Source organism: Streptomyces sp. NPDC051578 (assembly GCF_044454045.1).
In the GTDB taxonomy this organism is placed as follows: Bacteria; Actinomycetota; Actinomycetes; order Streptomycetales; family Streptomycetaceae; genus Streptomyces.
In genome coordinates this window covers 465,071-491,940 of the sequence record NZ_JBITDH010000004.1, presented here as the reverse complement: position 1 = coordinate 491,940, position 26,870 = coordinate 465,071, and the positions used below count along the sequence as shown (strand labels likewise).

The 26,870-nt window shown below is 71.9% G+C and carries 22 protein-coding genes; 5 read left to right on the top strand and 17 right to left on the bottom strand.

Features of this window, described 5'->3' with window-relative positions; translation table 11 throughout:
- Positions 1–100 precede the first annotated feature (100 nt).
- From ftsH to dacB, 5 genes are all read right to left on the bottom strand, one after another.
- The gene (ftsH, locus tag ACIA6C_RS21360) at positions 101–2,128 is read right to left on the bottom strand and encodes an ATP-dependent zinc metalloprotease FtsH (protein ID WP_399277927.1); all 2,028 of its coding nucleotides are present in this window, start codon (positions 2,126–2,128) and stop codon (positions 101–103) included.
- A 237-nt stretch (positions 2,129–2,365) separates the two neighbouring features.
- Positions 2,366–2,926 (bottom strand): hypoxanthine phosphoribosyltransferase, encoded by a 561-nt coding sequence (hpt, locus tag ACIA6C_RS21355; protein ID WP_136216392.1) that lies wholly within the window; start codon positions 2,924–2,926, stop codon positions 2,366–2,368.
- 69 nt (positions 2,927–2,995) lie between these two features.
- A complete protein-coding gene (gene tilS / locus ACIA6C_RS21350; RefSeq protein WP_366081612.1) occupies positions 2,996–4,018 on the bottom strand; it encodes a tRNA lysidine(34) synthetase TilS in 1,023 nt (340 codons plus the stop codon).
- Positions 4,019–4,307: 289 nt separating this feature from the next.
- On the bottom strand, positions 4,308–5,471 hold the full coding sequence (locus tag ACIA6C_RS21345) for a zinc-dependent metalloprotease (RefSeq protein WP_399277923.1): 1,164 nt from the start codon (positions 5,469–5,471) through the stop codon (positions 4,308–4,310).
- A 69-nt stretch (positions 5,472–5,540) separates the two neighbouring features.
- Positions 5,541–6,995, bottom strand: coding sequence for a D-alanyl-D-alanine carboxypeptidase/D-alanyl-D-alanine-endopeptidase (dacB, locus tag ACIA6C_RS21340; protein WP_399277921.1), 1,455 nt, complete (start codon positions 6,993–6,995; stop codon positions 5,541–5,543).
- Between the two features lie 129 nt (positions 6,996–7,124).
- Between dacB and ACIA6C_RS21335 the strand changes: the two genes are divergently transcribed.
- Both ACIA6C_RS21335 and ACIA6C_RS21330 read left to right on the top strand, forming a co-directional pair.
- Positions 7,125–7,619 (top strand): inorganic diphosphatase, encoded by a 495-nt coding sequence (locus tag ACIA6C_RS21335; protein ID WP_030031597.1) that lies wholly within the window; start codon positions 7,125–7,127, stop codon positions 7,617–7,619.
- Positions 7,620–7,787: 168 nt separating this feature from the next.
- A complete protein-coding gene (locus ACIA6C_RS21330; protein WP_361130050.1) occupies positions 7,788–9,428 on the top strand; it encodes a threonine/serine exporter family protein in 1,641 nt (546 codons plus the stop codon).
- 83 nt (positions 9,429–9,511) lie between these two features.
- Here the strand turns inward: ACIA6C_RS21330 and ACIA6C_RS21325 are convergent, their stop codons facing one another.
- The 6 genes from ACIA6C_RS21325 to ACIA6C_RS21300 form a co-directional block, all read right to left on the bottom strand.
- Complete coding sequence (locus ACIA6C_RS21325; protein WP_399277919.1) at positions 9,512–10,216, bottom strand: DedA family protein; 705 nt, start codon at positions 10,214–10,216, stop codon at positions 9,512–9,514.
- A 149-nt stretch (positions 10,217–10,365) separates the two neighbouring features.
- On the bottom strand, positions 10,366–11,124 hold the full coding sequence (locus ACIA6C_RS21320) for a MerR family transcriptional regulator (protein ID WP_399277917.1): 759 nt from the start codon (positions 11,122–11,124) through the stop codon (positions 10,366–10,368).
- Positions 11,125–11,206: 82 nt separating this feature from the next.
- Positions 11,207–11,749: a DinB family protein gene (locus ACIA6C_RS21315; RefSeq protein ID WP_399277914.1), complete on the bottom strand. Its 543-nt coding sequence runs from the start codon at positions 11,747–11,749 to the stop codon at positions 11,207–11,209.
- A 104-nt stretch (positions 11,750–11,853) separates the two neighbouring features.
- Positions 11,854–13,929, bottom strand: coding sequence for a penicillin-binding protein 2 (gene mrdA / locus ACIA6C_RS21310; protein ID WP_399277912.1), 2,076 nt, complete (start codon positions 13,927–13,929; stop codon positions 11,854–11,856).
- Between the two features lie 172 nt (positions 13,930–14,101).
- A complete protein-coding gene (locus ACIA6C_RS21305; RefSeq protein ID WP_399277910.1) occupies positions 14,102–15,559 on the bottom strand; it encodes an aldehyde dehydrogenase family protein in 1,458 nt (485 codons plus the stop codon).
- A 92-nt stretch (positions 15,560–15,651) separates the two neighbouring features.
- A complete protein-coding gene (locus ACIA6C_RS21300; protein ID WP_399277908.1) occupies positions 15,652–16,530 on the bottom strand; it encodes a helix-turn-helix domain-containing protein in 879 nt (292 codons plus the stop codon).
- A 354-nt stretch (positions 16,531–16,884) separates the two neighbouring features.
- On the opposite strand from ACIA6C_RS21300, the gene ACIA6C_RS21295 reads away from it, so the two are divergent.
- Positions 16,885–17,421: an ATP-binding protein gene (locus tag ACIA6C_RS21295; RefSeq protein WP_361130068.1), complete on the top strand. Its 537-nt coding sequence runs from the start codon at positions 16,885–16,887 to the stop codon at positions 17,419–17,421.
- Positions 17,422–17,538: 117 nt separating this feature from the next.
- Here the strand turns inward: ACIA6C_RS21295 and ACIA6C_RS21290 are convergent, their stop codons facing one another.
- The 3 genes from ACIA6C_RS21290 to ACIA6C_RS21280 all read right to left on the bottom strand — a co-directional run bounded on the left by ACIA6C_RS21290 (position 17,539) and on the right by ACIA6C_RS21280 (position 20,736).
- Entirely contained in the window at positions 17,539–17,784 is a 246-nt protein-coding gene (locus ACIA6C_RS21290; RefSeq protein WP_190185982.1) for a DUF397 domain-containing protein, read from the bottom strand.
- A 140-nt stretch (positions 17,785–17,924) separates the two neighbouring features.
- Positions 17,925–19,976, bottom strand: a complete 2,052-nt coding sequence (locus ACIA6C_RS21285; protein WP_399277905.1) for an FUSC family protein — start codon at positions 19,974–19,976, stop codon at positions 17,925–17,927.
- Positions 19,977–20,151: 175 nt separating this feature from the next.
- Positions 20,152–20,736, bottom strand: a complete 585-nt coding sequence (locus ACIA6C_RS21280; protein ID WP_399277903.1) for a TetR/AcrR family transcriptional regulator — start codon at positions 20,734–20,736, stop codon at positions 20,152–20,154.
- Between ACIA6C_RS21280 and ACIA6C_RS21275 the strand changes: the two genes are divergently transcribed.
- On the top strand, positions 20,728–21,489 hold the full coding sequence (locus ACIA6C_RS21275; RefSeq protein ID WP_399277901.1) for an alpha/beta fold hydrolase: 762 nt from the start codon (positions 20,728–20,730) through the stop codon (positions 21,487–21,489). The two genes, ACIA6C_RS21280 and ACIA6C_RS21275, sit on opposite strands and share 9 nt — an antisense overlap.
- A 290-nt stretch (positions 21,490–21,779) precedes the next feature.
- Here ACIA6C_RS21275 and ACIA6C_RS21270 read toward each other — a convergent pair whose 3' ends face one another.
- Positions 21,780–22,946, bottom strand: a complete 1,167-nt coding sequence (locus ACIA6C_RS21270; RefSeq protein WP_399277899.1) for a DUF2786 domain-containing protein — start codon at positions 22,944–22,946, stop codon at positions 21,780–21,782.
- 280 nt (positions 22,947–23,226) lie between these two features.
- Between ACIA6C_RS21270 and ACIA6C_RS21265 the strand changes: the two genes are divergently transcribed.
- Complete coding sequence (locus ACIA6C_RS21265) at positions 23,227–24,909, top strand: bifunctional 3'-5' exonuclease/DNA polymerase (RefSeq protein WP_399277897.1); 1,683 nt, start codon at positions 23,227–23,229, stop codon at positions 24,907–24,909.
- A gap of 17 nt (positions 24,910–24,926) precedes the next feature.
- On the opposite strand, the gene ACIA6C_RS21260 is transcribed toward ACIA6C_RS21265, so the two are convergent.
- Together ACIA6C_RS21260 and ACIA6C_RS21255 are read right to left on the bottom strand one after the other, a co-directional pair.
- Complete coding sequence (locus ACIA6C_RS21260; protein ID WP_399277895.1) at positions 24,927–26,189, bottom strand: hypothetical protein; 1,263 nt, start codon at positions 26,187–26,189, stop codon at positions 24,927–24,929.
- A 95-nt stretch (positions 26,190–26,284) separates the two neighbouring features.
- A complete protein-coding gene (locus ACIA6C_RS21255) occupies positions 26,285–26,800 on the bottom strand; it encodes a SigE family RNA polymerase sigma factor (RefSeq protein WP_399277893.1) in 516 nt (171 codons plus the stop codon).
- Positions 26,801–26,870: the final 70 nt, after the last annotated feature.

Genomic DNA, 26,870 nt, shown 5'->3' with positions numbered 1-26,870 from the left:
CTGTGTGCACAGCGCTCGCGGACAGGTGAAAGTGCCGCGCCCCCCAGGCTAGAACCTGGGGGGCGCGGCACGCATTCCGGGGCCCTTCGGCCCGCACCGACTACTCGGCGCGGTCCTCCGGAGAGGCCTCGGGGGCCTTCTCCACCGACACCGCGGGCGACGCCGCCGAGGCGCCGTTCGCCGAGTTCGTCAGCTGGAGCTCCTTCGGAGAGAGCACCGGCGGACGGGTGGAGGGGGTACGGCGGGCGGAACCGGTCCACGCCGGACGGGCCGGGCGCTTCACGATCGTGGAGAAGATCTCCGCGATCTCCTCCTTGCCCAGCGTCTCCTTCTCCAGCAGCGCCAGCACGAGGTTGTCCAGGACGTCCCGGTTCTCGACCAGGATCTCCCAGGCCTCGTTGTGCGCGGTCTCGATGAGCTTCTTGACCTCTTCGTCGACCAGCGCCGCGACCTCTTCCGAGTAGTCCCGCGGGTGCGACATCTCGCGGCCCAGGAACGGTTCGGTGTTGTCGCCGCCGAACTTGATCGCGCCCAGCCGCTCGGTCATGCCGTACTGGGTGACCATGGCCCGCGCCGTGGCGGTGGCCTTCTCGATGTCGTTCGCCGCGCCCGTGGTCGGGTCGTGGAAGACCAGTTCCTCGGCCGCGCGCCCGCCCAGCATGTACGCGAGCTGGTCGAGCATCTCGTTGCGCGTGGTCGAGTACTTGTCCTCGTCGGGCAGGACCATGGTGTAACCCAGGGCCCGGCCGCGGGACAGGATCGTGATCTTGTGGACCGGGTCGGAGTTCGGGGAGGCCGCCGCGACCAGGGCGTGACCGCCCTCGTGGTACGCGGTGATCTTCTTTTCCCGGTCCGACATGATCCGGGTCCGCTTCTGCGGGCCCGCCACGACGCGGTCGATCGCCTCGTCCAGCATGTGGTTGTCGATCAGCTTCTTGTTCGAGCGGGCCGTGAGCAGCGCGGCCTCGTTCAGAACGTTGGACAGATCGGCACCCGTGAAGCCGGGGGTGCGGCGGGCGACGGCCGAGAGGTCGACGTCCGGTGCGACCGGCTTGCCCTTCTGGTGGACCTTGAGGATCTCCAGACGGCCCTGCATGTCCGGACGGTCGACCGCGATCTGCCGGTCGAAGCGGCCCGGGCGCAGCAGCGCCGGGTCGAGGATGTCGGGACGGTTCGTGGCGGCGATCAGGATGACGCCGCCCTTCACGTCGAAGCCGTCCATCTCGACCAGCAGCTGGTTGAGGGTCTGCTCGCGCTCGTCGTGACCGCCGCCGAGACCCGCACCGCGGTGCCGGCCGACGGCGTCGATCTCGTCGACGAAGACGATCGCCGGCGCGTTCGCCTTGGCCTGTTCGAACAGGTCGCGGACGCGCGAGGCACCGACACCGACGAACATCTCGACGAAGTCGGAACCGGAGATCGAGTAGAAGGGAACACCGGCCTCGCCCGCGACGGCACGCGCGAGCAGGGTCTTGCCGGTGCCGGGCGGGCCGTAGAGCAGCACACCCTTGGGGATCTTGGCGCCGACGGCCTGGAACTTCGCCGGCTCCTGGAGGAACTCCTTGATCTCGTGGAGTTCCTCGACGGCCTCGTCGGAGCCCGCGACATCGGCGAACGTGGTCTTCGGGGTGTCCTTGGTGATGAGCTTGGCCTTGGACTTCCCGAAGTTCATCACCCGGGAGCCGCCGCCCTGCATCTGGTTCATCAGGAACAAGAAGACGACGACGATGAGGACGAACGGGAGCAGCGAGAACAGCACGCTCAGGAACGGGCTGGTCTTGTCCGGCGAGACGGTGTACCCGTCGGTGATCTGACCGGCTTCGTACTTGGTCTGGAGGTTCTGGGCGAGCTGGACGCCCTGGTCCCCGATGTAGTTGGCCTGGAACTTGGTGCCGTCGTTGTTGCCGAGCTTCTGGTCCTTCTTGAGCTCGATCTTGATCATCTGGCTGTCGCCGGTGGTGAGCTTGGCGCTCTGCACCTGGCCACTGTTGATCGCCTTGATGACCTCGCTGGTCTCCACCGACTTGTAGCCGCCGCCGGAGCCGACGACGTTCATCAACACGACCACGGCGAGGACGGCCAGCACGATCCACATGACCGGCCCACGGAAGTATCGCTTCACGTCCATCCATACGGGACGCCAGGCGCCCCGTCCCTCCTGCCCGTAGGTAAATGCTGCTGTGAGTAAAGACTGTTCTTCGGAATGTACCCCTGAATTGTCACCCGCGGCCTCGTGGGACGGCTGACAGACCCGTCTTCCCCTGGTCCAACGGCGGGAACCGCCGCCAGGTTCCCCGGAGCCCACGGGTTTCCCCCGGGTTCCCCGGGGGCGGGTACGGGGGTCACCGCACGGCCCGCGGGCCGGTCAGCCGCCGTAGACGTGCGGGGCGAGTGTGCCGACGAACGGCAGGTTGCGGTACTTCTCCGCGTAGTCCAGGCCGTACCCGACCACGAACTCGTTCGGGATGTCGAAGCCGACCCACCGGACGTCGATGGCGACCTTCGCGGCGTCGGGCTTGCGCAGCAGCGTGACGACCTCCAGGGAGGCCGGCTCGCGGGAGCCCAGGTTCGACAGCAGCCACGACAGGGTCAGGCCCGAGTCGATGATGTCCTCGACGATCAGGACGTGCTTGCCCTTGATGTCGGTGTCCAGGTCCTTGAGGATCCGCACGACACCGGAGGACTGGGTCCCGGCGCCGTAGGACGACACCGCCATCCAGTCCATGGTCAGCGGGGTGGACAAGGCGCGCGCCAGGTCCGCCATCACCATCACGGCGCCCTTGAGCACACCGACGATGAGCAGGTCCTTGCCCGCGTACTCCGCGTCGATCTTCGCGGCCAGCTCGGCCAGCTTCGCGTCGATCTCTTCCTTGGTGATGAGCACCGACTGGAGGTCGTCGCCCATGTCCTTCTCGTCCACCCGCATCACTTTCGTCGTCGGCCGGGACTCCGGAGGTGGGTGCCCCCGGAGGACTCAGCCGCGTTTCAGCACCAATCAGCCCTGCCGGATGACAAGTCTGCCACCCTGCCGCTGGGCCTCGACCCGGCCGGGCAGGTTGATGGCGCCCTGACCGCGCCATCCGGTGATGAGTCGGTCGACTTCCTCGATGTGACGGGCGAAGAGCGAGCCGGCGGGAGACCCGGCGGCGACCACGGCCCGGCGCAGGACACGGCGGCGGACGGCCGGGGGCAGGGCGTACAGCTTCGCGCACTCCAGGCGGCCGTCATCGTCGCGTACGCGGGTCTCCGCGTCGGCGGCCCAGGCGTCCAGGGCGTCGGCGTCGTCGCGGGAGAGCTGGGCGGTACGGGCGAGCGCCTCGACGACGCCCTTGCCGAGCGCCTTCTCCAGGGCGGGCAGTCCCTCGTGGCGCAGCCGGGAGCGCGTGTAGGCGGGGTCGGCGTTGTGCGGGTCGTCCCAGACGGGGAGGGACTGGACCATGCAGGCCTTGCGGGCGGTCTGCCGGTCGATGTGGAGGAACGGGCGCCGGTAGCGGTGGCTGCGGCCGGTGCCGCCGGACACTTCCGCCATGCCGGACAGCGAGCGGATGCCCGAGCCCCGGGCCAGGCCCAGCAGGACGGTTTCGGCTTGATCGTCACGCGTGTGGCCGAGCAGCACGGCGACCGCCCCGAGCCGGTCCGCGGCCTCGTCCAGCGCGGCGTAACGGGCATCGCGGGCGGCGGCCTCGGGCCCGCCGTCGCGGCCGACGCGCACGGCGACGGACTCCACCGGGTCCAGGCGGAGCGCGGTCATGCGGGAGACGACCTCGGCGGCGCGCAGGTCGGAGCCTGGCTGGAGGCCGTGGTCAACGGTGACCCCGCCGGCGCGGACGCCGAGCTTGGGGGCCTCGAAGGCGAGGGCGGAGGCGAGCGCCATGGAGTCGGCGCCGCCCGAGCAGGCGACGAGGACGAGCGGCGCGGCGCCGTCCCGGTCCGCCGGGTCAGTCAGGTCGGTCAGGATGTCGTGGAGTACGCGGCGGACCGCCAGGCGTATCGCCGCGACCGCAGGATGGGGACCCATGTCCGGTGCCCTTCGTGGAGTTCGGATGCCTCGGAGGCGTGGGGGTGGTGCGCAGGGGTGTCCTCGGTCCGCCCGGTATCGGTGGCGGTCCCCGCGGGGAACCGCCCGATGCCGGCCGCCACTCCGAATGTCACTCAGAGTGCGTCGATGGTGACAGAACCGGGCCGTTCCCTGAGCATCGCACGCCCTTCGACGGCCCACGGTCCCTCGGAAGGGTGATGCTGCTTCCCCCAACGAGACAAGTTCACACCTGCCCGACGCGGCAATGCGCCCCGCGCCGCGCGCGTGTTCACGCCCCCTCGCTCCCGTCGCGCCCCTCGCTCCCCTTGCGGTGGACGCGGGCCACCCAGTCCGCGGGCTTGGCGATCTCAGCCTTGGTGGGCAGCGTGTTCGGGGAGGTCCAGACCCGGTTGAAGCCCTCCATCCCGACCTGGCCGACGACGGCGCGGACGAACCGCTCGCCGTCCCGGTACTGGCGCATCTTCGCGTCGAGGCCCAGCACCTTGCGCAGCGCGGCGTCGAGGCGGCCCGCCCCGCTGGCCCGCCGCTGCTGGAACTTCTCCCGGATCTCGGCCACCGAGGGCACCACCTCCGGCCCCACGCCGTCCATCACGAAGTCGGCGTGGCCCTCCAGCAGCGACATCACGGCGGTGAGCCGGGCCAGCACCTCGCGCTGCTCCGGGGTCTGCACCAGGTCGACCAGCGACCGGCCCTCGTCGCCCTGCTCGGAGTCGGGACGGGCCCCGGCGAAGGACTGGGCGGCCTCGCGCAGCCGTTCCAGCACCGTCATCGGGTCCATCTCGGTGGCCCCGAGGAACGTCTGGATCTCGCCCTCCAGGTGAGCGCGCAGCCACGGGACGGCCGTGAACTGCGTACGGTGGGTCTCCTCGTGCAGGCACACCCACAGCCGGAAGTCGTGCGGGTTCACCGCCAGCTCCCGCTCGACGTGCACGATGTTCGGGGCGACGAGCAGCAGCCGGCCGCCGCCCTGGGCCGAGCCCGGCAGGTCGAGCGTCGCGGGCGCGAAGGTCTCGTACTGGCCGAGCACCCGGGAGGCCAGGAAGCTCAGCAGCATGCCCAGCTCGACGCCGGTGACCTTGCCGCCCACCGCGCCCAAGACGGCGCCGCCGGGGGAGTTGCCGCGGCGCTCCCGCATCTTGCCGAGCAGCGGGGCCAGCAGCTCCCGGAAGCCGGCCACGTTGGCACGGACCCATCCGGCCCGGTCGACGACCAGGACGGGCGTGTCGTGGACGGTGGTGCCCTCGGGCAGCGCACCCATCATCCGGGTGAAGTCGCGCACGTGCCGTTCCGACGTCCTGGCGTGCTCGCGCAGCTCCGCCACCACGGCCCGGGCCTCGTCCCTGCTGACCTCCGGGCCGGGCCGGACCAGCCGGATCGCGGTCGCCACCGCGAGGTTCCAGTCGACCATCTCCGCACCACCGATGCTCGTCATGCGTCAACCGTACGTGGACCGGCCCGTCCACGGGATCCCCTCGGCGCGGGCGGCCACGGCCCGCCGCGGCTACGGTGCGGCCGCCACCGCGGCCGCCAGCCTGTCCAGGCCACGCTCGGCGGTCGGGCCGTCGGGGGCCTCGGCGCTCAGGAAGGCGAAGGCCAGCAGCCGTCCCGAGGGGGCCACGACGGTCCCGGCGAGGGCGTTCACGCCGGTCAGGGTGCCCGTCTTGGCCCTGACCAGGCCGGCGGCCTGGGAGCCGCCGGAGTTACGGGTGCGCAGGGTGCCGGTGAATCCGGCGACGGGGAGGCCGGTGAGGACCGGCCGCAGCTCGGGCCGCTGCGGGTCGGCGGCGCGGGCGAGGAGGCTGGTGAGCAGGGCGCTGCTGACCTTGTCGGCGCGGTTGAGGCCGCTGCCGTCGGCGAAGCGGGCGCCCGCGGTGTCGACGCCGAGGGAGGCGAGCCGCGCGGTTACGGCCTTCTCGGCACCCTCGAAGCTGGCGGGCTGGCCGGAGGCGATGGCCGTCTGGCGGGCGAGCGCCTCGGCGATGTCGTTGTCGCTGTTGGTCAGCATCCGCTCGACGAGGGCGCCGAGCGGGGCGGACAGGGTGGTGGCCAGTGGCTGGGCGCCCGCGGGCGCCTTGGCTCTCGCCGGGTCGGCGGTGACCTTGATGCCGCGTTCCTTGAGCAGGGCGGCGAAGGAGCCGGCGGTGTCCCGCGCCGGGTCCTTGCTCCGCTCGACCGGGCCCGAGGGCGACTCGCCGGGCCGGCCCTCGTCGGCCATGAGGGCGGTGACGGGGGCGAGGTTCACGTTCTCGCCGATCGGATGGCGGACGGGGCCGCTGTAGAGGGAGTCGTCGTAGCCCAGGGTCACCGAGTCGGTGCCGGCGGCCTTGAGAGCCTGGGCGGCGTCGGCGGCGAGCGCGACGAGGCTGCCGCCCGATCCGGCGGGGTTCTTCTTCATCGCGGTGAGCGAGGGGTCGCCGCCGCCGACCAGGACGACCTGCCCGGGCGCTGCTCCGGGGACCACCGTGGTGCGGATCCGGTACTCGGGCCCCAGCGCGGCCAGCGCGGCCGAAGCGGTGGCGATCTTGACGGTGGAGGCCGGGGTCATGGCCTCGCGCGGCCCGGACTCGTACAGCACCTGCCCCGTCACCGCGTCCACGACGGAGGCGGTGCGGGCGGTGCCCAGGGCGGGGTCGGCCAACAGGGGCTCCAGCGCGGCCGCCAGAGCACCGGGATCGGGCGCCCCGGCCTTGCGCAGGGCGCCCGGACCGACCCCGGCGAGCACGCCGGGCGCGCTCGGGGCGGGCTGCGGAAGCGACCCCGCCGCGTGATCTGCGCCACCCGTGAGGCTCCAGGAGGCGGCCCTGTCCCGCTCGGCCTTACGCTGGCCGGAGTCCCACGGACCCGCGGCGGCCACCGTCACGGCCGAAAGGGCGAGGCCGGCGACGGCCGACCCCGCGATGAGCTGCCACGTCTTGACCGGAGGCACCTCGGACCAGCCCCTTTCGCGATCACACATATGCGTGAGGGACACTTAACCATTGCGTCTTGCCGCGAGCATGGCACCCACCCGGTTGGGCTGGGCCGGACGGGCGCGCTGAATCAATGCAGTCTCGAAGCAATGAAGCTGATCATGGAGGAGCAGGACGTGGAGTTCGACGTCACCATCGAGATCCCCAAGGGTTCGCGGAACAAGTACGAGGTGGACCACGAGACCGGCCGGATCCGTCTGGACCGTCGCCTGTTCACCTCCACCAGCTACCCGGCCGACTACGGCTTCGTCGAGAACACCCTGGGTGAGGACGGCGACCCGCTGGACGCCCTGGTCATCCTGGACGAGCCGACCTTCCCGGGCTGCCTGATCAAGTGCCGCGCGATCGGCATGTTCCGCATGACGGACGAGGCGGGCGGCGACGACAAGCTGCTGTGCGTGCCGGCCTCCGACCCGCGCGTGGAGCATCTGCGCGACATCCACCACGTCTCCGAGTTCGACCGCCTGGAGATCCAGCACTTCTTCGAGGTCTACAAGGACCTGGAGCCGGGCAAGTCGGTCGAGGGCGCCAACTGGGTGGGCCGCGCCGAGGCCGAGGCCGAGATCGAGGCCTCGTACAAGCGCCTGGAGGCCCAGGGCGGCCACCACTGAGCCCTGTGCTCGGACGTGGGTGAGCGGGACGTCCCGCCGCCCCTGTGACACCGCGGGCGGTGCCCCCTCAGGGGGCGCCGCCCGTCGTCGTGTCCGGGACTCCGCTTTCGCCGGGGAGGAAACGATTCCGCATACTGATACCGCTGGTGATCGTTGACTGGAGGACGCGTGGCGGAGGCCGACGGGGCAGAGGACAGGAAGCCCACGTCCGACGAGGCGCACAGCGCATTCGCCCGGCCGGCCGGGACGGCCCCCGACGCGCCGGAAGAGGACCAGCCGACCTCGGAGTTCGCCGTCCCCGACGGCATGGCCGCCCTGCCCGCCGAGCCCGAGGGTTCCGCTTTCGCTCCCCCGGCCACCTACAGCGCCCAGCACTCCCCTCCCGCGTACACCCCCGGCCAGGGCTTCCCGGTGGCCGCGATGACGCAGTCGCCGTGGCAGGACCGCATGCGCACCATGCTGCGCATGCCGGTGGACGTCCGGCCCGTCCCGGAGCCGGTGCAGAAGCAGAGCGAGGCCGGGCCCGCCGTGGGCCGCGTACTCGACCTCACGCTGCGCATCGGCGAGCTGCTCCTGGCGGGCGGCGAGGGGGCCGAGGACGTCGAGGCCGCCATGTTCGCCGTGGCCCGCAGCTACGGGCTGGACCGCTGCGAGCCCACGGTCACCTTCACCCTGCTCTCGATCACCCACCAGCCCTCCCTGGTGGACGACCCGGTCTCGGCGAGCCGGACCGTACGCCGCCGGGGCACCGACTACACCCGCCTCGCGGCCGTCTACCGCCTGGTGGACGACATCAGCGCCCACGAGGTCGACGTCTCCCTGGAGGAGGCCTACCGGCGCCTCGCGGAGATCCGCCGCAACCGGCACCCGTACCCCGGCTGGGTGCTCACGGCCGCCGCCGGGCTGCTCGCCGGGGCCGCCTCCACCCTGGTCGGCGGTGGTGTGTTCGTCTTCGTCGCCGCCGCGGTCGGCGCGGTCCTGGGCGACCGGCTGGCCTGGCTCTGCGCCGGACGCGGGCTGCCGGAGTTCTACCAGTTCGTGGTGGCCGCGATGCCTCCCGCCGCGATCGGCGTGGCGCTGAAACTCGCCGACATCGACGTGCGCGCCTCCGCGGTGATCACCGGTGGGCTGTTCGCCCTGCTGCCGGGACGGGCCCTGGTCGCGGCCGTGCAGGACGGCCTGACCGGTTTCTACATCACCGCCTCCGCCCGGTTGCTGGAGGTGATGTACCTCTTCATCGGGATCATCATGGGCGTGCTGGTGGTGCTGTACGTCGGGCTCCAGCTGCACGCCAAGCCCAATCCGGACGAGGTGCTGCTGATCACGCAGCGGCCGCTGATCCAGATCGCGGCCTCGATGGTGCTGGTGTTCACCTTCGCGATCCTGCTCCAGCAGGAACGCTCCACCGTGGGGATCGTGACCTTGAACGGCGGGGTCGCCTGGGTGACGTTCGGCGCCCTGCACTACGCGGGCAACATCCCGCCCGTGCCCTCCACCGCCATCGCGGCCGGGCTGGTCGGCCTGTTCGGACAGCTCTTCTCCCGCTACCGCTTCGCCTCCGCGCTGCCCTACACGACGGCGGCCATCGGCCCGCTGCTGCCGGGCTCGGCGACCTACTACGGGCTGCTGCTGATCGCCGAGAACCGGCTGAGCGAGGGCCTCGCCTCGCTCGTGAACGCAGCCGCCATCGCCCTGGCCATCGCCATCGGCGTGAACCTGGGGTCCGAGACCTCGCGGCTGTTCATGCGCATCCCGGGGGCCGCGAGCGCGGCCACCCGCCGGGCGGCGAAGCGCACCCGCGGCTTCTGAGGCCCGTCACCGCACGCGACGGCGCCCCGGAGGCCTTGGCTCTCCGGGGCGCCGTCGTACGTCGTGCGGATCGGTGCGGGGGCTCAGCGCTTGGCGTGGCGGCCGCGGCCGGAGGTCTGGGGTTCGGCCTCCCGCTGGCGGCCCACGGCGGCCGGAGCCCCGGCGCCGGCGCCCTTCTTCTGCTTGCGCGCCTTGAGCACCTCGAAGATCACCGGGATCACCGAGACGAGGACGATGCCGATGAAGATCGCCTCGATGTTGTTCTTGATGAAGTCGAACTGGCCCAGGTTGTACCCGAGCAGCGTCACGCCCGCGCCCCACACGGTGCCGCCGATGATGTTGAACGCCAGGAAGGTGCGGTACTTCATCGCGCCGGCGCCCGCGACCATGGGCGCGAACGTACGGATGATCGGGACGAAACGGGCGAGCACGATGGCCTTGGGGCCGTGCTTGTCCATGAAGTCGTGCGCCGCGTCGAGGTTCTCCCGCTTGAACAGCCTGGAGTTCGGCCGGCTGAACAGCTTGGGCCCGAAGAACTTGCCGATCAGGTAGCCCACCTGGTCACCGAGGATCGCGGCGGCCACGATCAGTGTGCAGACCAGCCACAGCGGCTCGCTGATGTCACCGCTCGCGGTGAACAGGCCCGCCGTGAACAGCAGGGAGTCACCGGGGAGGAACGCGAACAGCCCCGACTCGGCGAAGACGATGACCAGGATGCCGACCAGGCCGAAGTGCGAGATCAGATAGTCCGGGGACAGCCACTCAGGGGCGAGCGCAAGCGTGTACACGAGTTCCGGGCTCTCCTGGATCGGGGGACGTCCGCTGCGCGGCGCGCGGCACGGGTGGTTTCAAACCACGGGTGGTTTCAATTATGAACGCACACCGCCCCCGCCGGGTTCCAGGGACCGGGAGGGGGCGGTACGGGAGACGACGTGCGTCACACGGCGCGCACCGCGTTGGCCAGGATCGCGTCCCGCAGGTGCTCCGCGAGCCCGGGCCGCATGGCGTCGTAGAACGCCTTGAAGCGCTCGTCCGAGACGTACATCCCGCCCAGGCACGAGTGCATCTCGTACGGGCAGTCGTAGAACCACTTCGAGATGTGCTGCCGGTGCTCCTCCGCCATGGCCATGGCCCGCTCCCCCTCGGGGGCCTCCCCGGCCTCCATCAGGGCCGCGTAGCGGGCACCCCAGTCGGCGGCCTCGGCCTGCATCCGCTTCCAGTCGTCCTTCGTGTACGAGGCCGCCCGGCGCTGCGACTCCCGGTAGGAGTCGGTGCCGCCCCAGCGCCGCTCGGCCTCCTCCGCGTACTGCTCCGGGTCCTTGTCCCCGAAGACCTCGAACTTCTCCTCGGGCGTGAGGTTGATTCCCATCTGGTGCGCCTCCATGGCGTGCTCAACGGCCTTGGCCATCCGCTGGAGCCGGTCGATCCGGTCGGACAGGAGGGCGTGCTGCCGGCGCAGGTGCTCCCTCGGGTCCGATTCCGGGTCGTCCAGCAGGACCGCGACCTCTTCGAGCGGGAAGCCGAGCTCCCGGTAGAACAGGATCCGCTGCAGCCGGTCGAGGTCGGCGTCGTCGTACCGCCGGTGTCCCGCCCCGCTGCGCCCGCTCGGGCTGAGCAGGCCGATCTCGTCGTAGTGGTGCAGCGTGCGCACCGTCACTCCGGCGAAACCGGCGACCTGGCCCACGGAGTAGCCCATCGCTTCCGCTCCTCTGGTTGGGTACGCCCTCCACTGTGGGTCCTCACGCGACGTGAGGTGCAAGTCCCGCCCGCGGGGGCCGCTACTCGGGCCTGGAGGCGAGGGCCACCAGCTCGAAGGCCGTCTTGCCGTCCAGGGACTCGCGCACGACGTCGGCGTGGCCGGCGTGCCGGGCGAACTCCTCGATCAGGTGCAGCAGCAGCCAGCGCATCGACACCTTGCCGTCCTTGGGGAACCACGGCGCGTCGGGCAGCGGGAAGGTCTCGTTCAGGCTGTCCAGGCCCGCGACGAACTCGGCCGTCTGCGCCGCCACGTCGTCCCAGAAGGCCAGGACCTCCGCGACCGTCTCCTCCCCGACGAGCCGGAAGGAGTCGCCCCAGGTCTCCTCGGTGCGCTGGCGCTCGTTCGGCCGCTGCTGCGCCATCCGCAGCCAGTTGAGCTCGCACTCCGCGCAGTGCTTGAGCAGCCCCGACAGCGACAGCTCGCTCGCGCTCGGGCGGCTCGCCGCCTGCTCCTCGCTGAGGCCGAGCACGGAGCGGCGGATGCCGCCGCGCTGGGCCTCCACGAAGGACAGGAGCGCGCCGCGCTCGTCGCCGTGGGCTTCCGCGGGAACGTGAGTGACCATGCTGACCGACCGCCTCGTGTGCTGGTGCTCTCTTGCTGACGAGAACCACGCTACGCAGGCTTGCGGTCAGGTTCCGTCCTCGATCGCGTCCCGCCGGGCGGGTGTCACGGGGCGTCGGGGCGGATCGCCGGGAGGGCCGTGCGCGGCTGCGGGAGGAGCGCCTTGGAGAGGTCCTGCCTGCCCGCGTCGTCGAGCCCGTACATCGCCTCGTAGATGTTGCGGACGGCGGGTCCCGAGGCGCCGGAGCCGGTGCCGCCCTGCGAGATCGTCATCACGATCGAGTAGTCCGCGGTGTACGAGGCGAACCACGAGGTGGTCTGCTTGCCCTGGACCTCGGCGGTGCCGGTCTTGGCGTGCATCGGGATCTGCTTCTGGGGCCAGCCGCCGAAGCGCCAGGCGGCGCTGCCGTTCGTCACGACGGAGGCCAGGGCCTCGTCGATGTCGTCACGGGTGTCGGCATCCATCGGCAGGCGGCCCTGCTCCTTCGGCGCGATCTCCTTGACCGAGGTCCCGTCGGCGCTGACGACCGCCTTGCCGATGCTGGGCTGGTGCAGCGTGCCGCCGTTGGCGATGGCCGCGTAGACGGAGGCCATCTGCACCGGCGTGACGAGGGTGTCGCCCTGGCCGATGGAGTAATTGATCGCGTCGCCCTCGCGGAGCTGGTTGCCCTGGCGGCAGTTCTCGTAGGCGATCTTCTCCGCGAACGTGCCGTCCTTCTTGCCGTCGCGGCACCAGGCGGCCTTGTTCGCCTCGAAGAAGTCCTTCTTCCACTGCCGGTCGGGGACCCGGCCCGGGACCTCGTTGGGCAGGTCGATGCCGGTGGGCTTGCCCAGGCCGAACTCGTGGGCCGTCTTGAAGAACCAGTCGGCCGGGTCCTTCTTCGGCTTGATGCCGCCGTCGTTCTTCCACTCCTGGTCCGCGATGCCGTAGTACACGGTGTCGCAGGAGACTTCGAGGGCCTTGCCGATGGTGATGTCGCCGTAGCCCTGCGACTCGAAGTTGGTGAAGGTCTGGTTCCCGACCCGGTACGAGCTGGGGCAGCCGTAGCGGCCGTTGAAGGGGTACCCGGCGTTCACCGCGGCCGTCGAGGAGACCACCTTGAAGATCGAGCCGGGTGCGGCCTGCCCCTGGATCGCCCGGTTCAGCAGCGGGTAGTTGGAGTCCTTGTCGGTGAGCGCCTTGTAGTCCTTGGCCGATATCCCGCCGACCCAGGCGTTGGGGTCGTAGGTCGGGTTGGAGGCCATCGCGACGATCCGGCCGGTCTTGGCCTCCATGACCACGACGGCGCCCGAGTCGGCCTTGTAGTTGCTGTTGGTGTTCTTGTCGTACGTCTTGCGGGCCTCGACCATGGCGTTGTTCAGCTCGCGCTCGGCGACCGCCTGCACGCGCGAGTCGATCGAGGTGACGATGTTCGAGCCGGGCTGCGGCTTCACGCTCACGCCCTCGCCGATGACCCGGCCGAGGTTGTCCACCTCGTAGCGGGTGATGCCCGCCTTGCCGCGCAGCTCCTTGTCGTACGTGCGCTCCAGGCCGGAGCGGCCCACCTGGTCGGAGCGCAGGTAGGGGGAGTCGGTGTTCTTGGCCTTCTTGATCTCCTCGTCGGTGACCGGCGAGAGGTAGCCGAGCACCTGGGAGGTGTTGGCCTGGTCGGGGGCGGCGTAGCGGCGCAAGGCGGTGGGCTCGGCGGTGATGCCGGGGAACTGCTCGGCGTGCTCGCGTATCTCCAGGACCTGGTCGGTGGTCGCCTCGTCGGTGACCGGGATCGGCTGGTACGGGGAGCCGTTCCAGCAGGGCTTGGGGGTCTTGGCGTCGCAGAGCCGGACGCTGTTGACCACGTCCTCGGCCGGCAGGCCCAGGACTCCCGCGAGGCGGGTCAGGACGCCCTTGCCCCGGTCCTTCATCTTCGACAGGTCGGTGCGGCTGGCGGAGACCACCATGCGGGTCTCGTTGTCGGCCAGGGCGACGCCGCGGTCGTCGAGGATGGAGCCGCGCACGGCGGGCTGGACCACCTGCTGGGTGTTGTTGTTCTTCGCCTCGTCCGTGTACTCCTGGCCGTTGCGTATCTGGAGGTACCAGAGACGTCCGCCGAGGGTGAGCAGCAGCGAGAAGACCACCACCTGGATGATCACCAGTCGGTTCTGGACCCGGGGGGTCCGCCCGGTCTCCGGTATGTTGCTCAACTCGGCTCTCCCCCGGACGTTCCCGCCTGACGCTTGCCCGGCCGAGTGTAGAACGGGAAGCGGAACGGACCGCGCCCGGACCGGCCGGCGGCCGCCGCCCGGCCGTCGGAAGGGGCGGCCCGCCCGGCGGACGGGGCTGCCCGGCCGTCGGAACGGCAAGGCCGCCCGGCCGTCAGAAGGGGAAGTGCGTCCGGCCGTGCTGGACCGAGATCCACTTCTGGGTGGTGAAGGCCTCCACCGTCGCCTCGCCGTTCAGCCGGCCCAGGCCCGAGGCCTTCTCGCCGCCGAAGGCCGCCAGCGGCTCGTCGCCGATGGTGGAGTCGTTGACGTGGATCATCCCGGTCTCGATCCGCTGGGCGAACCGCACCCCGCGCTCCACGTCCCGCGTGTGCACGGCGCCGCTGAGCCCGTAAGGGGTGGCGTTCGTGAGCCGGACGGCCTCGTCCTCGCCGTCGAACACCACCAGCAGCGCCACCGGGCCGAAGATCTCCTGGCCCAGGAGCGGGGAGTCCTCGGGGAGCCCGGCCAGCACCGTCGGTTCGACGAGGTTGCCGCGCGTAGAACCGCGTACGAGCGCCTGCGCGCCCTCCTCGACCGCCCGGTCCACGAGGGCGGTCAGGGCGTCGGCCTGGAAGGAGTTGATGAGGGGGCCGATGTGGGTGTCGGCCTCGTGCGGGTCACCGGTCTTGAGGCCGCGTACGCGCGCCGTGAACTTCTCGGTGAACTCCTCGGCGACGGAGGCGTCCACCAGGATCCGGTTGGCCGCCATGCAGACCTGGCCCTGGTACACGAAGCGGCTGAACACGGCCGCGTCGACGGCGTAGTCGAGGTCGGCGTCGTCCAGGACGACCAGGGCGCTGTTGCCGCTGAGTTCGAGGACGGTCCGCTTGAAGTGGCGGGCGGCGACGGAGCCCACGTGCCGCCCGACCCGGTCGGAACCGGCGAAGGAGATGACCTTGGGGACGGGGTGGGTGAGGATCGCGTCGCCTATCTCGGCGATGTCGGTGACCAGGACGTTGAGCAGACCGGCTGGGAGCCCGGCGTCCTCGAAGATCTTGGCGATGACCCCGCCGCCCACCACGGGGGCGTTCTGGTTCGGCTTGATGACGACGGCGTTGCCGAGCGCGAGCGCGGGGGCGACCGACTTCATGGTCACCAGGAACGGGAAGTTGAACGGGCTGATGACGGCGATCACGCCGACCGGGAGGCGCTGGACCCGGTTCTCCTTGCCCTCGACCGGCGAGGGCAGGATCCGGCCTTCGGGGCGGATGGCCAGCTGGATCGCCTCGCGGATGAACTCCATCGCGAGGTGGACCTCGTACTCGGCCTTGGGACGGGTCCCGCCGAGCTCGTCGATCATCGCCTCGACGATCTCCTTCCGGCGGTCCTCGGTGATCCGAAGGGCCCGCTCCAGGACGGCGCGTCTCGCGTAGGGGCTGGTGGCGGCCCACTCCCGCTGCGCGCGTTCGGCGGCGCGGTAGGCCTGGTCGACCTGCTCGACCGTGGCCGCGGTGATGGCGGCGAGCTTCTCGCCGTTGTAGGGGTTGACGTCGATGATGTCCCACGAACCGGCGCCGGGCAGCCATTCGCCATCGATGTACTGGTGGGCCAGGTCGTCGAATATGGACATGCCATCCCTTACTGCGAGCGCGCACCCGTGCGCTGCACCGGAGACCGATCGGTCGTCGTCATGCACTGATCAGACGTCATAGTACGTGCGAATCAAGACAGTTGAAGGAGACCGCGCAGGAGATCGCGGGTCCGGTCGGGATCGGGGCAGTCCGCCTGGAGCCGCTCCATCGCCCGGGCGTACTGCGCCACTTCCTCGTCCTTGTCCAGGTAGAGGGCGCTGGTGAGCTGTTCCAGATAGACGATGTCCTGGAGGTCGGACTCCGGGAAGCGCAGCAGGGTGAACGCGCCGCTCTCACCCGCGTGGCCGCCGAAGGAGAAGGGCATCACCTGGAGCTGGACGTTGGGGCGCTGGGAGACCTCGATGAGGTGCTCCAGCTGGCCGCGCATCACGTCGCGGTCGCCGTAGGGGCGGCGCAGCGCGGCCTCGTCGAGGACGGCGTGGAAGACCGGGGCGTTCTCGGAGACCAGGACCTTCTGGCGCTCCAGGCGCAGCGCGACGCGGCGGTCGATCTCGGCCGGGGAGGCGTCCGGCATGCCGCGCTTGACGACGGCCTGGGCGTAGGCCTCCGTCTGGAGCAGCCCGTGGACGAACTGGACCTCGTAGATGCGGATGAGGGAGGCGGCGCCTTCGAGGCCGATGTACGTCTGGAACCAGCCGGGCAGCACGTCGCCGTAACTGTGCCACCAGCCGGCCGCGTTGGCCTCGCGGACCAGGCCGAGGAGGGACTCCCGCTCCGCGCCGTCCGTGACTCCGTAGAGCGTCAGGAGGTCTTCGACGTCCCGGGCCTTGAAGCTCACCCTTCCCAACTCCAAGCGGCTGATCTTCGATTCGGATGCGCGGATCGAGTAGCCGGCCGCCTCACGGGTGATGCCGCGGGATTCTCGGAGTCGCCTGAGCTGTGAGCCCAGGAGGATGCGGCGCACCACGGAACCGCTGGCTTCTGCGGTCACTAGTCCTGCCCTCCCCATCGCAATGGTGTGCGCGTGGTCAGCGCTGTCGTCTGCGTGCTGCGTCGCCGGGGCCCCCGAACCCCAGGGGCCGCAGTCTGCCACCAAAACGCACCCGTCCGTACTCGTTCTGTAACGGAATCCGGCGTCCCGGAAAAGAAGTCCGTAAGTATGCGTAGGAAGAAATGAGCAAGAACCATCACGGGACGGGACAGGTCCGGCGCGTGCACGTGCATCTGCCCTTGCATCCGGCTTCGGCATTCGGAACGATGGTCCCCGCGCACCTGCGTGCACTTCGCGCCGGCGCCGGACCCACCCCGCAGTTCTTTCTGGCCGGAGACGCCGCTCCGTCCGCGAATCCCGGGAGTGCCTCGCATGGGGACGAATGGATCGACCATGCTGGAGCCGTTACGGCAGGGGTTGCCCCCGGTCGACCCCACGGCCGTCTCGGGGTCCGCTTCCTGCGCCTTGCCCGCCCGCTTCGAAGCGGTGCGCGGAGCGCGCTCCTTCACCCGTTCGACGCTGTCCCAGTGGGGCCTCGACCAGCGCTTCGACGACGTGTCACTGGTCGTCTCGGAACTCGTCACCAACGCGCTGCGCCACGCCCTGCCCGGCGATGCCCGGGGGGCGGCCCCCGACCCGGACGCCCCGGTACGGCTGCACCTGATGCGGTGGAGCACCCGGCTGGTGTGCGCGGTACGGGACCCCAGCGAGGACCGGCCGGGCGGGGCGTTCTCGCCGGAGCGGACCGAGGAGAACTTCGACCTGGAGTCCGGGCGCGGGCTGTTCCTGGTGGACTCGTACAGCGACAGCTGGGGCTGGCACCCGCTCGCGGGGCGGCTGACCGGCAAGGTCGTGTGGGCGCTGTTCCTGCTCCACGACCGAGCGGGCGGCGCGACCGGCCCGGGCTGACGGGTACCGGCCAGTCCCCATGCGTACCGGCCGGGATTGATCTCTGCGATCAGTCCCGGCCGGTGCACGTGCATGGCTGGAAGTAACGCTGCGCCTGACTCCGGTTCGATCAGCGGTTCAGATGACCAGATGGTCGAACTCGCCGTCCTTGACGCCCAGCAGCAGCGCCACTATCTCGGCGGGCGTGTAGATGAGCGCCGGGCCGTCCGGGAAGCGCGAGTTGCGCATCGCGACGTCGCCGCCCGGCAGTTTGGCGAACTCGACACAGGAGCCTTGCGAATTGCTGTGTCTGCTCTTCTGCCACGTCAGTCCGAACAAGGAAGTGAGTTCTGCAGCTGCCATCCCGTTGTACGCGTGGTCCACAGGAAGCCCCCGATAGTGCAGATGTCAACTGCACCGGATCATAGCTCTGTTCATGGCGTGCTGCACGGGCAGATGCACGTGCACGCAGGGTGCCGTTGTGATCACTGGACTGCCGTACACCTCCGCCGCACCACCGCTGATCAGGGACGCAGCGCTTCCGAGAGCTCCTCCAGCGCCTCCAGCACGTGCCGGGCCGCCGCCCGCAGCACCCCGGGGTCCTGAGCTTCCCAGCCGGGATCGGCCAGAACCGCCCGCACGGCACCCCACTGCGGGGCCCGCCGTTCCCGGACCGCTTTCGCACCGGCCCCGGTGTCCGCCCGCACCGCCGCGGCCAGCCGGGCCGCGCCCGGGACCGGGGCGTGGACGCGGTCCGGGATGTGCGCCTCCAGCAGCATCACGGCCCGGCCCAGGGCGGCCACCGCGTCGGCCGCGCCGTCCGCCGCCGCCCGGGACAGCCCGCGGTGGCGCACCGGTTCCCCTTCGGCCCGGCCGAGCGCCTCCTGCCAGGCGATCCGGGCGTCGCGGGTGGCGAGCAGCGCCCGCCTGACGTCCTCGGGCCGGGAGCCGCCCGGATCGGCGTACCGGGTGAGCACGGCGTGCGCGTACCGTCCGCCGGCCGCCAGCCAGTCGGCGAGGCGGGTGCGCAGCCGCGGCGTCTCCCAGGCCGGGTAGAGGGCGTACCCGGCCATCGCCAGGACACCGCCGACCAGGGTGAGGGCGACCCGGTCGGGCACGGTCTGGTCCCAGCGCAGGCCGCCCATGCCGAGCAGGAACACCACGTAGGCCGAGACGCAGGCCTGCGCGACGGCGTAACCGGTGCGCATCAGCGCGTACATCAGGCCCGCGCTGAGGACGGCCAGGAGCCCGGAGAGGTACATCCCGGGCTGTGCGAGCCGGACGGCGGCGGTGGCGACGGACACCCCGACGAGGGTTCCGCCGAAGCGGGCGACCGCCCGGGACCAGGTCTGGGTGAAGTCGGGCCGCATCACCATGACGGAGGCCATCGGCGCCCAGTAGCCGTGCCCGAACGGCAGCGCCCGGCCGATGGCGTAGCCCGCGCAGGCGACGGCGGTGACCCGCAGGGCGTGCCGCAGCACCGGTGACCCGGACCGCAGTTCGCCCCGTACGGCCTTCACCACCAGCGGCACCAGTGCGGGCAGTGTGGGGCGCAGCATCGCGGCGCCGGGATCCGCGGTCCGACCGGCGCCGGGCTCGGCGGTCTCCAGTACGTCGTCCAGCAGCGCCGTCAGCCGGCGCGCGGCCCGCAGCGGCGCGCCCTGGAGGAGGTCCCCCTGGTCGGGCGCCTTCAGCACCGCGAGAGACGGTGCGGGCAGCCGGACCGGTTCCCCGTGCCGGATCGCCCGCGCGGCGGCGTCCAGGACCGCCCCGGCGGCGGCCAGCAGCTCGGACACCCGGTCCCGCGCCGGCCCTTCGGCGGGGGCTCCGACCGCCGGGTCGGCCAGCGAGGCCAGCACCGGCCGGATCCGCTCCGCGAGCCCCCGCGCCCCGTGCAGCTCGGCGGGCCGCCGACGGGCCTGGCGGACGGTGACGGTGGCGGCGTCCCGCGCCTTCATCAGGGGCTGCGGATCGAAGGGGGCCAGGGGGTCCTGGCGCAGCCGGCGGGCGTAGTCGGCCTCGGCGGCGAGCGCGTCGGCGAGGGCGTCGCGCTGGGCGCCCCAGCGGCGGACCGGGAAGAGGACGATGAGCAGCGCCTGCACCACACCGCCGGCGGCGATCATCGCGGCGTGGCCGGCAGCCTGTGCGACGGAGGTCGGCAGGGTGACGGTGACCAGCATGATCGCGACGTTGCCGGAGGCGATGATCCCGGCGGTGGGACCGGCCGCCCAGAGCAGGCCGGCGAGGAAGGTCCAGGCCGCGAGCAGGGCCAGGAACGCGAGGGTGTCGCGGGAGCCGACGAGGTAGCCGACGAACGTGGACACGGCCAGGGTCAGCCCGGAGACGAGGGCCAGCGCGGGGCGCGGGCGCCAGCTCTGCTGGAAGGTGGCGACGGCGGCCGTGAAGGCCCCGAAGGCGGAACTCGCGGCCGCCCCCGGGCCGAGGAGGGCCAGCCCGGCGCCGATCACGATCGCCAGCCCGACGGCGGCCCGCAGGGCGACGAGCGGCTGCAACCGCGCCCGCTCCACCTTCATCCCGCCCCGGGCGGTGTCCTTCAACGCCCGAAGCCAGCCCATGGGCCCGAGCGTAACGGCCGCCCGCCGCCCTGCCCCGGACCGCTGTCGTGCGCCGCGCCGCCGAGCGGACGCACGATGGCGGTCACCAGGCAGGCCTGTTGTCACCCGACGGTGGGTGCGTGCTGCGGGGCGTGAACCTGTGCGGCGCTCGGGCTGTCTTGGCCGGTGTTCGGGATCAGTTCTCGCCGGCCGGAGAGAGGGCTGTGCGCAACAAGGTGGCCATCGATCGGCCGGCCACCCGCAGCGGTTCCGGATCGCGTGCAGCCCGGCTGAGCATGAAAGCCCCCTCCAGCATCACGACCATCGAGTACGCGAGGGACTGCGCCGTCCTCGGATCGGCCACCCAGCGGCCGAACCACCGCGTCGCCATGCCGATCCACTCCTCGAAGACCTCCGCCGTCGCGATCCGCAGCACCTCATTGCTGCTCGCGACCTCCAAGGCCACGGTCCCGATCGGGCACGCGTCGGCGTAGTCGGCCGCTGCAAGGTCGTCTGCGGCCGCTTCGAACGCGCGCACGAGGGACTCCGCCGGATCCGGCACGCTGTCCAGTAGAGCCAGGACCATTCGGCCGTACTCGGTCCCGGACGTCCGGATCATGTCCTCGGCCAGTTGCTGCTTGCCGCCGGGGAAGAAGTGGTAGATCGAGCCGAACGGTGCGTCCGCCTCTGCGGCGATCCGCTTCAGGCCGGTGGCCGAGTAGCCGAGTCGGCGGAACAGCACCGCGGCGGCACCCTGGATCCTGGCTCGCGTGTGACCCAAGGGCGCAAGGTCGTCCCGCTGCTGGACGGATACCGCTGCGTCCTGCCCACACTGCCCCCGGGCGGGCACCGTCAGCCGATGAAGGCGAATGCCGACCTGTCCCAGCGCGGTGTCGCCCGGCTCCTCGGCGAGTTCATCGAGGGACTCGGTCTGGACCAGGTGACCCTCGTACTGAACGACTGGGGCGGTGGCCAGTTCCTGGTGTCGGAAGGGCGGGACCAGCGCATCGCACGCCTGGTGCTGGTTGCCTGCGAGGCCTTCGACAACTTTCCCCCGGGGCCGGCCAGAGCCATGGCGCAGGTGTGCAGGATTCCCGGTGGCGTCTGGTTCCTGACGCGGCTCATGCGCGTTCCCGCCTTCCGTCACAGCCGGGGCGGATACGGCGGGATGAGCCTGCGGGGAGTCCCGGACGAGATCATGGACGACTGGTTCGCTCCCGCCACCCGCAGCCGGGCCATCCGCAGGGACTTCACCAAATTCGCCACAGGGGCACCCGAACGCAGTACCTTGCTCGCGTGGAGCGAGCGACTGCGTGACTTCGACCGCCCGGTATTGGTCGTCTGGGCGACCGAGGACCGCTTGATGCCGCGTGAGCACGGTCCCCGGCTGGCCGAGCTGTACCCGCAGGGCCGGCTGGTCGAGATCGCCGACTCGTCCACCCTCATCCCCGAGGACCAGCCCGAACGACTCGCCCGAGTACTCACCGAGTTCCTGATCCAGACCGGAGTAGAACCGGTCCGAAAGGTCTCCTGAGCGCGGGGCGGCAGGCGGATGCCACGGCCGCTACCGTCTTTCCCTCGAAGTCGAAACCGCATGCCGGGCCGGCGCCGCTCGGCGCCCGGTGAAGCGACGCATCGGATCACCGGTCAGCGCCGGCTCGTGTACGAGGCACCGTGCCGGGCGCCTCGTCCCCGTCGGCCCCCACCAGAGCGTCCATTGGCCCGGACAGGCCGAGGCTTACGATCTTCGCTGACAGCGACGGGAAGGCCGCCGAACGAGCACTGGTGACGAGCCGCCTGCCGCGCGTCGGAGCTCGCTGTGCCTCAGCCCGGGAGGGGGTGGCGCCGGCCCGGCATGTGGGCGCGGTCGGCGGCCGCCGTGCCGTCCTCCCAGCCCGCGTGGTCGGTGGCGCCGCGCAGGCGGGTGGTCGTGGTGCGGGGGAACATCTCCTGCGCCCGGGAGGTGACGGCGACGTCCCGGGCCACCAGCGCGGGCAGGTGCGCCGGGGTTTCGGACGCCGTGTGCTCCGCCGTCTGCGCCAGGCGGTGTCCGAGGCGGCTGGCGTAGGCGAGGAGGAACGACTGCCGGAAGGTCTTCGTGCGCTTGCGCCCGCCCGAGCGCTGCGCCGCCTCCGCGCGGGTCATCGCCGCCGTGCCCTGCACGAGCAGCGAGGTGTACAGCAGTTCCACCGCCTCCAGGTCGCTCTCGAAGCCGACCACCGTCGAGAAGAAGAAGCCGCTGTTCCACACCGCCCGGCACCGGTTGGCCGTGGCCACCGCGTCGAGCAGCACGGCCTTGGCCTCCTCGTACGGCGGCTCGACGCCGATCCGGCAGGCACCGGGCGTCCGGGCCGGCCCCGCGCTCCCGGCCGCGAGCAGCGCCTCGTCGACCGTGTGCCGGGCCATCAGCTCCTGCGCCTTCGCGCTCAGCGCCTCGGCCTCTTCCGGGTAGGTGGTCGCCTCGGCCTTCGCGAGCAGCGCGCGGATCCGCCCGAGCATCCGCGGCTCGATGTGCGCGTGCTCGCCGAGGTCGGACGGGTCGCCGGGCAGCGGCCCCACCGGTTCGATCGACGGCAGCCGGATCAGCAGCCGGAACACCTCCAGGACCGCCGTCGCCAGCGTGAACCGGTCCGTCTTCTCGCGCTGCGCCAGCTGGTCGCCGTAGCGGGCGTCCTGCTGCCACCACGCCTCGGCGTCCGTCCACCGCTCCGGCAGCCGCGCGTAGCGCCGCGCCTCGGCCGCGACGAGGTCGGCGGTGATCCGGGCGTGCCGCTCGTCCAGGTCCCGGCGGACCAGCCGGAGCACGTCGGCCGGCCGCCAGCCGCGCTCCCAGGCCTGCCGTACGTACGTCTCCCCGCGCGCCAGCAGCTCCGCCGCGGCTCCGCTCCAACGGGCGGGATCGGCGGCGAGCAGCGAGGCACCGGTGTCCAGCGCGCCGTCGTCCTGGGCGTAGAGGGCGGCTTCGCAGGCGCGGTCGACGATGTCCTTCACACCCCTCAGCTTGTCACGCCCTCCCCCGCCCCCCACGCCCCGAGCCACCCCGCCCACCCCGGCGGGCGGGGGCCGGGCCAGCCCGGCGGGCGTTCGATGCCCGGGGGCCGGGGCGGGGCCAGGGATGCGAGGGCGAGGCACGGGGCGGGGCCAGGGCCGAGGCCCGACCGTACCCGCCACCCCGCCCGAGCCGCCGGGCGATCGGGGCCGGGGCCCGGTCCCCGTGGCCGTCCGGGCCGGCGGCCGGGCGCTGTCAGCGCCCGGTGGGACACTCGCACCCATGAACGAGCACGCCGGCCGGTGGGCCCTCGCCGAGGACGGCGACGGCTGGTGGCACGCCGCGCCCCTGGCCCCCGCCGGGGCGGCGCCGCTGCGCGTACGGGAGCCCGCCGAGGCGGTGCGCGCGGCACCCGAAGGCACGCGCTGGGTCTGGCAGTCGACCGCCGCCGTCTACCCCCGCCTGCTCGCCGCCGGGGTGCGGGTCGAGCGGTGCTACGACGTCGAGGACGCCGAGCTGCTGCTCCTGCGCCACGAGGGCAGGTTCGGCGAACCCCGCTCGGCCGCGGCCGCCTGGGCCCGGCTGAGCGGACTGCCGGTCCCGTCCGACCCGCCGGTGCGCGCCGCCGAGCCCGGGACGCAGGACTCCCTCTTCGATCCGCGCCCCGCCCCGGTGCCGCTGGACGCGCTCATCGCCGTCCACGCCGACCAGGCGCAGCGGCACGAAGCCACCGCCCACCCCGACCGCACGCGCCTGCTCACCGCCGCCGAGTCCGCCGCGTTCCTCGTCGCCGCCGAGATGCACCGGGCCGGCCTGCCCTGGCGGGCCGACGTACACCGGGCCCTGCTCACCGAGCTGCTCGGCGAGCGCTACGCGGGCGGCGGTGCGCCCCGGCGCCTCGCGGAGCTGGCCGACCGGATCTCCACCGCGTTCGGCCGGCGCGTGCACCCCGAGCTGCCCGCCGATGTCGTCAAGGCCTTCGCCGAGGCCGGGATCAAGCTCAGGTCCACCCGGCGCTGGGAGATCCAGGGCGTCGACCACCCGGCGGTGGCCCCGCTCATCGAGTTCAAGAAGCTGTACCGGATCTACACCGCCCACGGCTGGTCCTGGCTCGGGGACTGGGTCCACGACGGCCGCTTCCGCCCGGAGTTCATCCCCGGCGGCACCCTGACGGGCCGCTGGGTCACCAATGGGGGAGGCGCCCTGCAGATCCCGAAGGTGATCCGCCGGGCCGTCGTCGCCGACCCCGGCTGGCGGCTCGTCGTGGCCGACGCCGACCAGATGGAGCCCCGGGTGCTCGCCGCGATCTCCCGCGACCCGGCCTTCATGGAGGTGGCCGGCCGCCCCGAGGACCTCTACACCTCCATCTCCCGCCAGGGGTTCTCCGGTGACCGGGACAAGGCCAAGCTGGCCGTGCTCGGCGCGGTCTACGGACAGACCTCCGGTGACGGCCTCAAGAACCTGGCCGCGCTCCGCCGCCGGTTCCCCCGGGCCGTGGCCTACGTGGACGACGCCGCCAAGGCGGGTGAAGAGGGCCGGCTGGTGCGCACCTGGCTCGGACGGACCTGCCCGCCGCCCGCCGGCTCCGCCGAGGAAGACGACGGCGAGGCCGGCATCCCGCAGGACCGGGAGGCCGGTGGCTGGACCCCGGGCTACGCATCGACCAATACCCGCGCCCGCGGCCGCTTCACCCGCAACTTCGTGGTGCAGGGCAGCGCCGCCGACTGGGCGCTGCTGATGCTCGCCGCCCTGCGGCAGGACATCGCCGCCGCCGGGCTCCGCGCCGAGCTGGTCTTCTTCCAGCACGACGAGGTGATCGTGCACTGTCCGGCGGAGGAGGCCGGGGCCGTCGTAGAGGCCATCCGCGCGGCCGGTGACCGGGCGGGCCGGATCACCTTCGGCGACACCCCGGTCCGGTTCCCGTTCAGCACGGCCGTCGTGGAGTGCTACGCCGACGCGAAGTGACCTGCCCGGGCGGCGCCCTACTTCGGCAGCTGCGACCAGCGGCCGTCCGTCGCGATAGCCGTGAGCTGCTCCATCGTCAGCGCGGGCGCGGGGCGCGTCGCGGGCTCGTGTGGGTCTCCCGCGTTGTACCCCCTGACGATCAGCCGCAGCCCGTTGGGACGCAGCACGTCCACGTTCCACTCGACGACACCCGACCCGCCGGCTTCGCGCGGGTGCTGGCCGGTCAGCACCTCGGCGCCGTCCGGTGTCGTGGTGAGCGTCCCGCGCCCCGCGTCGCTCTCGGCCCGGTAGTGGTCGGTGAGCTGCTGTCTGCCCCGACCGCCCGGGTAGTCCTCGATGACCTGGTAGGCCAGCTGGATCATCGACCGGCCCTTCCCGTCGTCGAGCACGACGTCGGCGCCGTTGCCCCCGCCGCTCTTCCCGACCGTCGGGATGCCGTACCCGCGCACCAGGTCCTCCAGGGCCCGCAGGGCGGCGTTCGGTCCGCTGTCCGGGGCGCCCGCACCGCCGGGTTCCTCGTTCGGCTTGAGGTCCGCCAGCGCCGGGTGCCACAGCGGTGACACGGCGAGCGCCCTCAACTGCTCCATGGCCAGCGGCGGCGCGGGTCTCGTGGCGGCGGGCTTCTCCCCGCCCGGGCCGTTGCTCTCTTCCGCCTCCACGAGGTAGCCCTGCGGTGTGATCCGCGTGGCCCGCCACTCCTTGACCGGACCGCCCCCCTCAGGCTGCCAGGTCTCCTGGACGAGCGTGAGCCGCGATCCGTCCGGGAGCTGTTCGGCGGCGCAGCTGTCGAAGTTCCCGTCTGCCTTGGCCGGGCACGTGCCGTGAGCCTTGGCGCTCTCGCTGTCCGGGTCGATACGCGTCAGTTTGATGCCGACCAGTGCCGCGCCGTTGCCGTCGTCGAACACCCCGCGCACCATCGGGGCGGTGCTGATGTTGCCGTCGGCCACCGTCTGCGAGAGCCTGCCGTTCGGCAGCAGGCTCTTGAAGAGGGCGACCATCTGCGCGGCGGTGACGGCTCCGGCGCCGGGTGGCGGGGTCGCCGGGGCCTGCGCGAGATGGGCTGCCTCACCGCCCCCGGTCGGGTCCAGCAGCCCGCCGGTATAGGCACCGCCCGTGCCGATCACGGCCAGCACGAGCACGGATGTCCCGGCCACGGCCCGTCGGCGGGCCACGAGCCGTCGGCCGCGCCGCTCGCCGGCCTCCACGAGGGCCTGCCTGTCGGCGGTGAAACCGTCGCCCGCACGCCGCAGGGCTTCACCGAGCTCGTCTTCAAAGGGCATGGCGCGTCAAACCTTCCGTCCAGGGGAAGCGGATCTCGAACCGGGGACCGCGGGACTGTCGCTGTCGGGTGCGGGCTGGCACAGGGCCACGGATTTCACAGCTGCGCGAACTCCGACAGCGAGCCGCCCAGCTGCGCGCGGAGCCGGGCCAACGCCCGTGTGGAGCGGGTTCGTACGGCCGCCGAGCTGACGTTCATGGCGTCGGCGGTCTCCTCGACGCTGCGGTCTTCCCAATACCGCAGCACCAGCACCGCCCGGTCCTTGGGCGCGAGTTGCCCCAGGGCTTCCAGCAGCGTCAACCGCAGCGCCGGGTCTGCGCCGTCGGCCCCCGGACCGCCTGTCTCCGGGAACTCCCCGATCGGGCGCTCCCCCGCGGAACGGCGGCGCCGGTGGGTGAGGAACGTCCGTACCAGCACGGTCTGCGCGTAGGCGGCGGGATTGTCGATACGGGACACCCGTCCCCACAACACGTACATCCGGCCCAGGGTTTCCTGGACCAGGTCCTCCGCGAGGTGGGTGTCCCCGCTCGCGAGCAGGCACGCCGACCGGTACAGCGGACCCGATCTTCCTGACGCGAACTCACGGAACCCGTCTCTGCGACCTTGTCGCATTCCCTCCCCCTCGCGTCTCTGTCATCCCCTTGACGCGATGGCCCCGCGCGGATGTTTCACGTGAAACCCG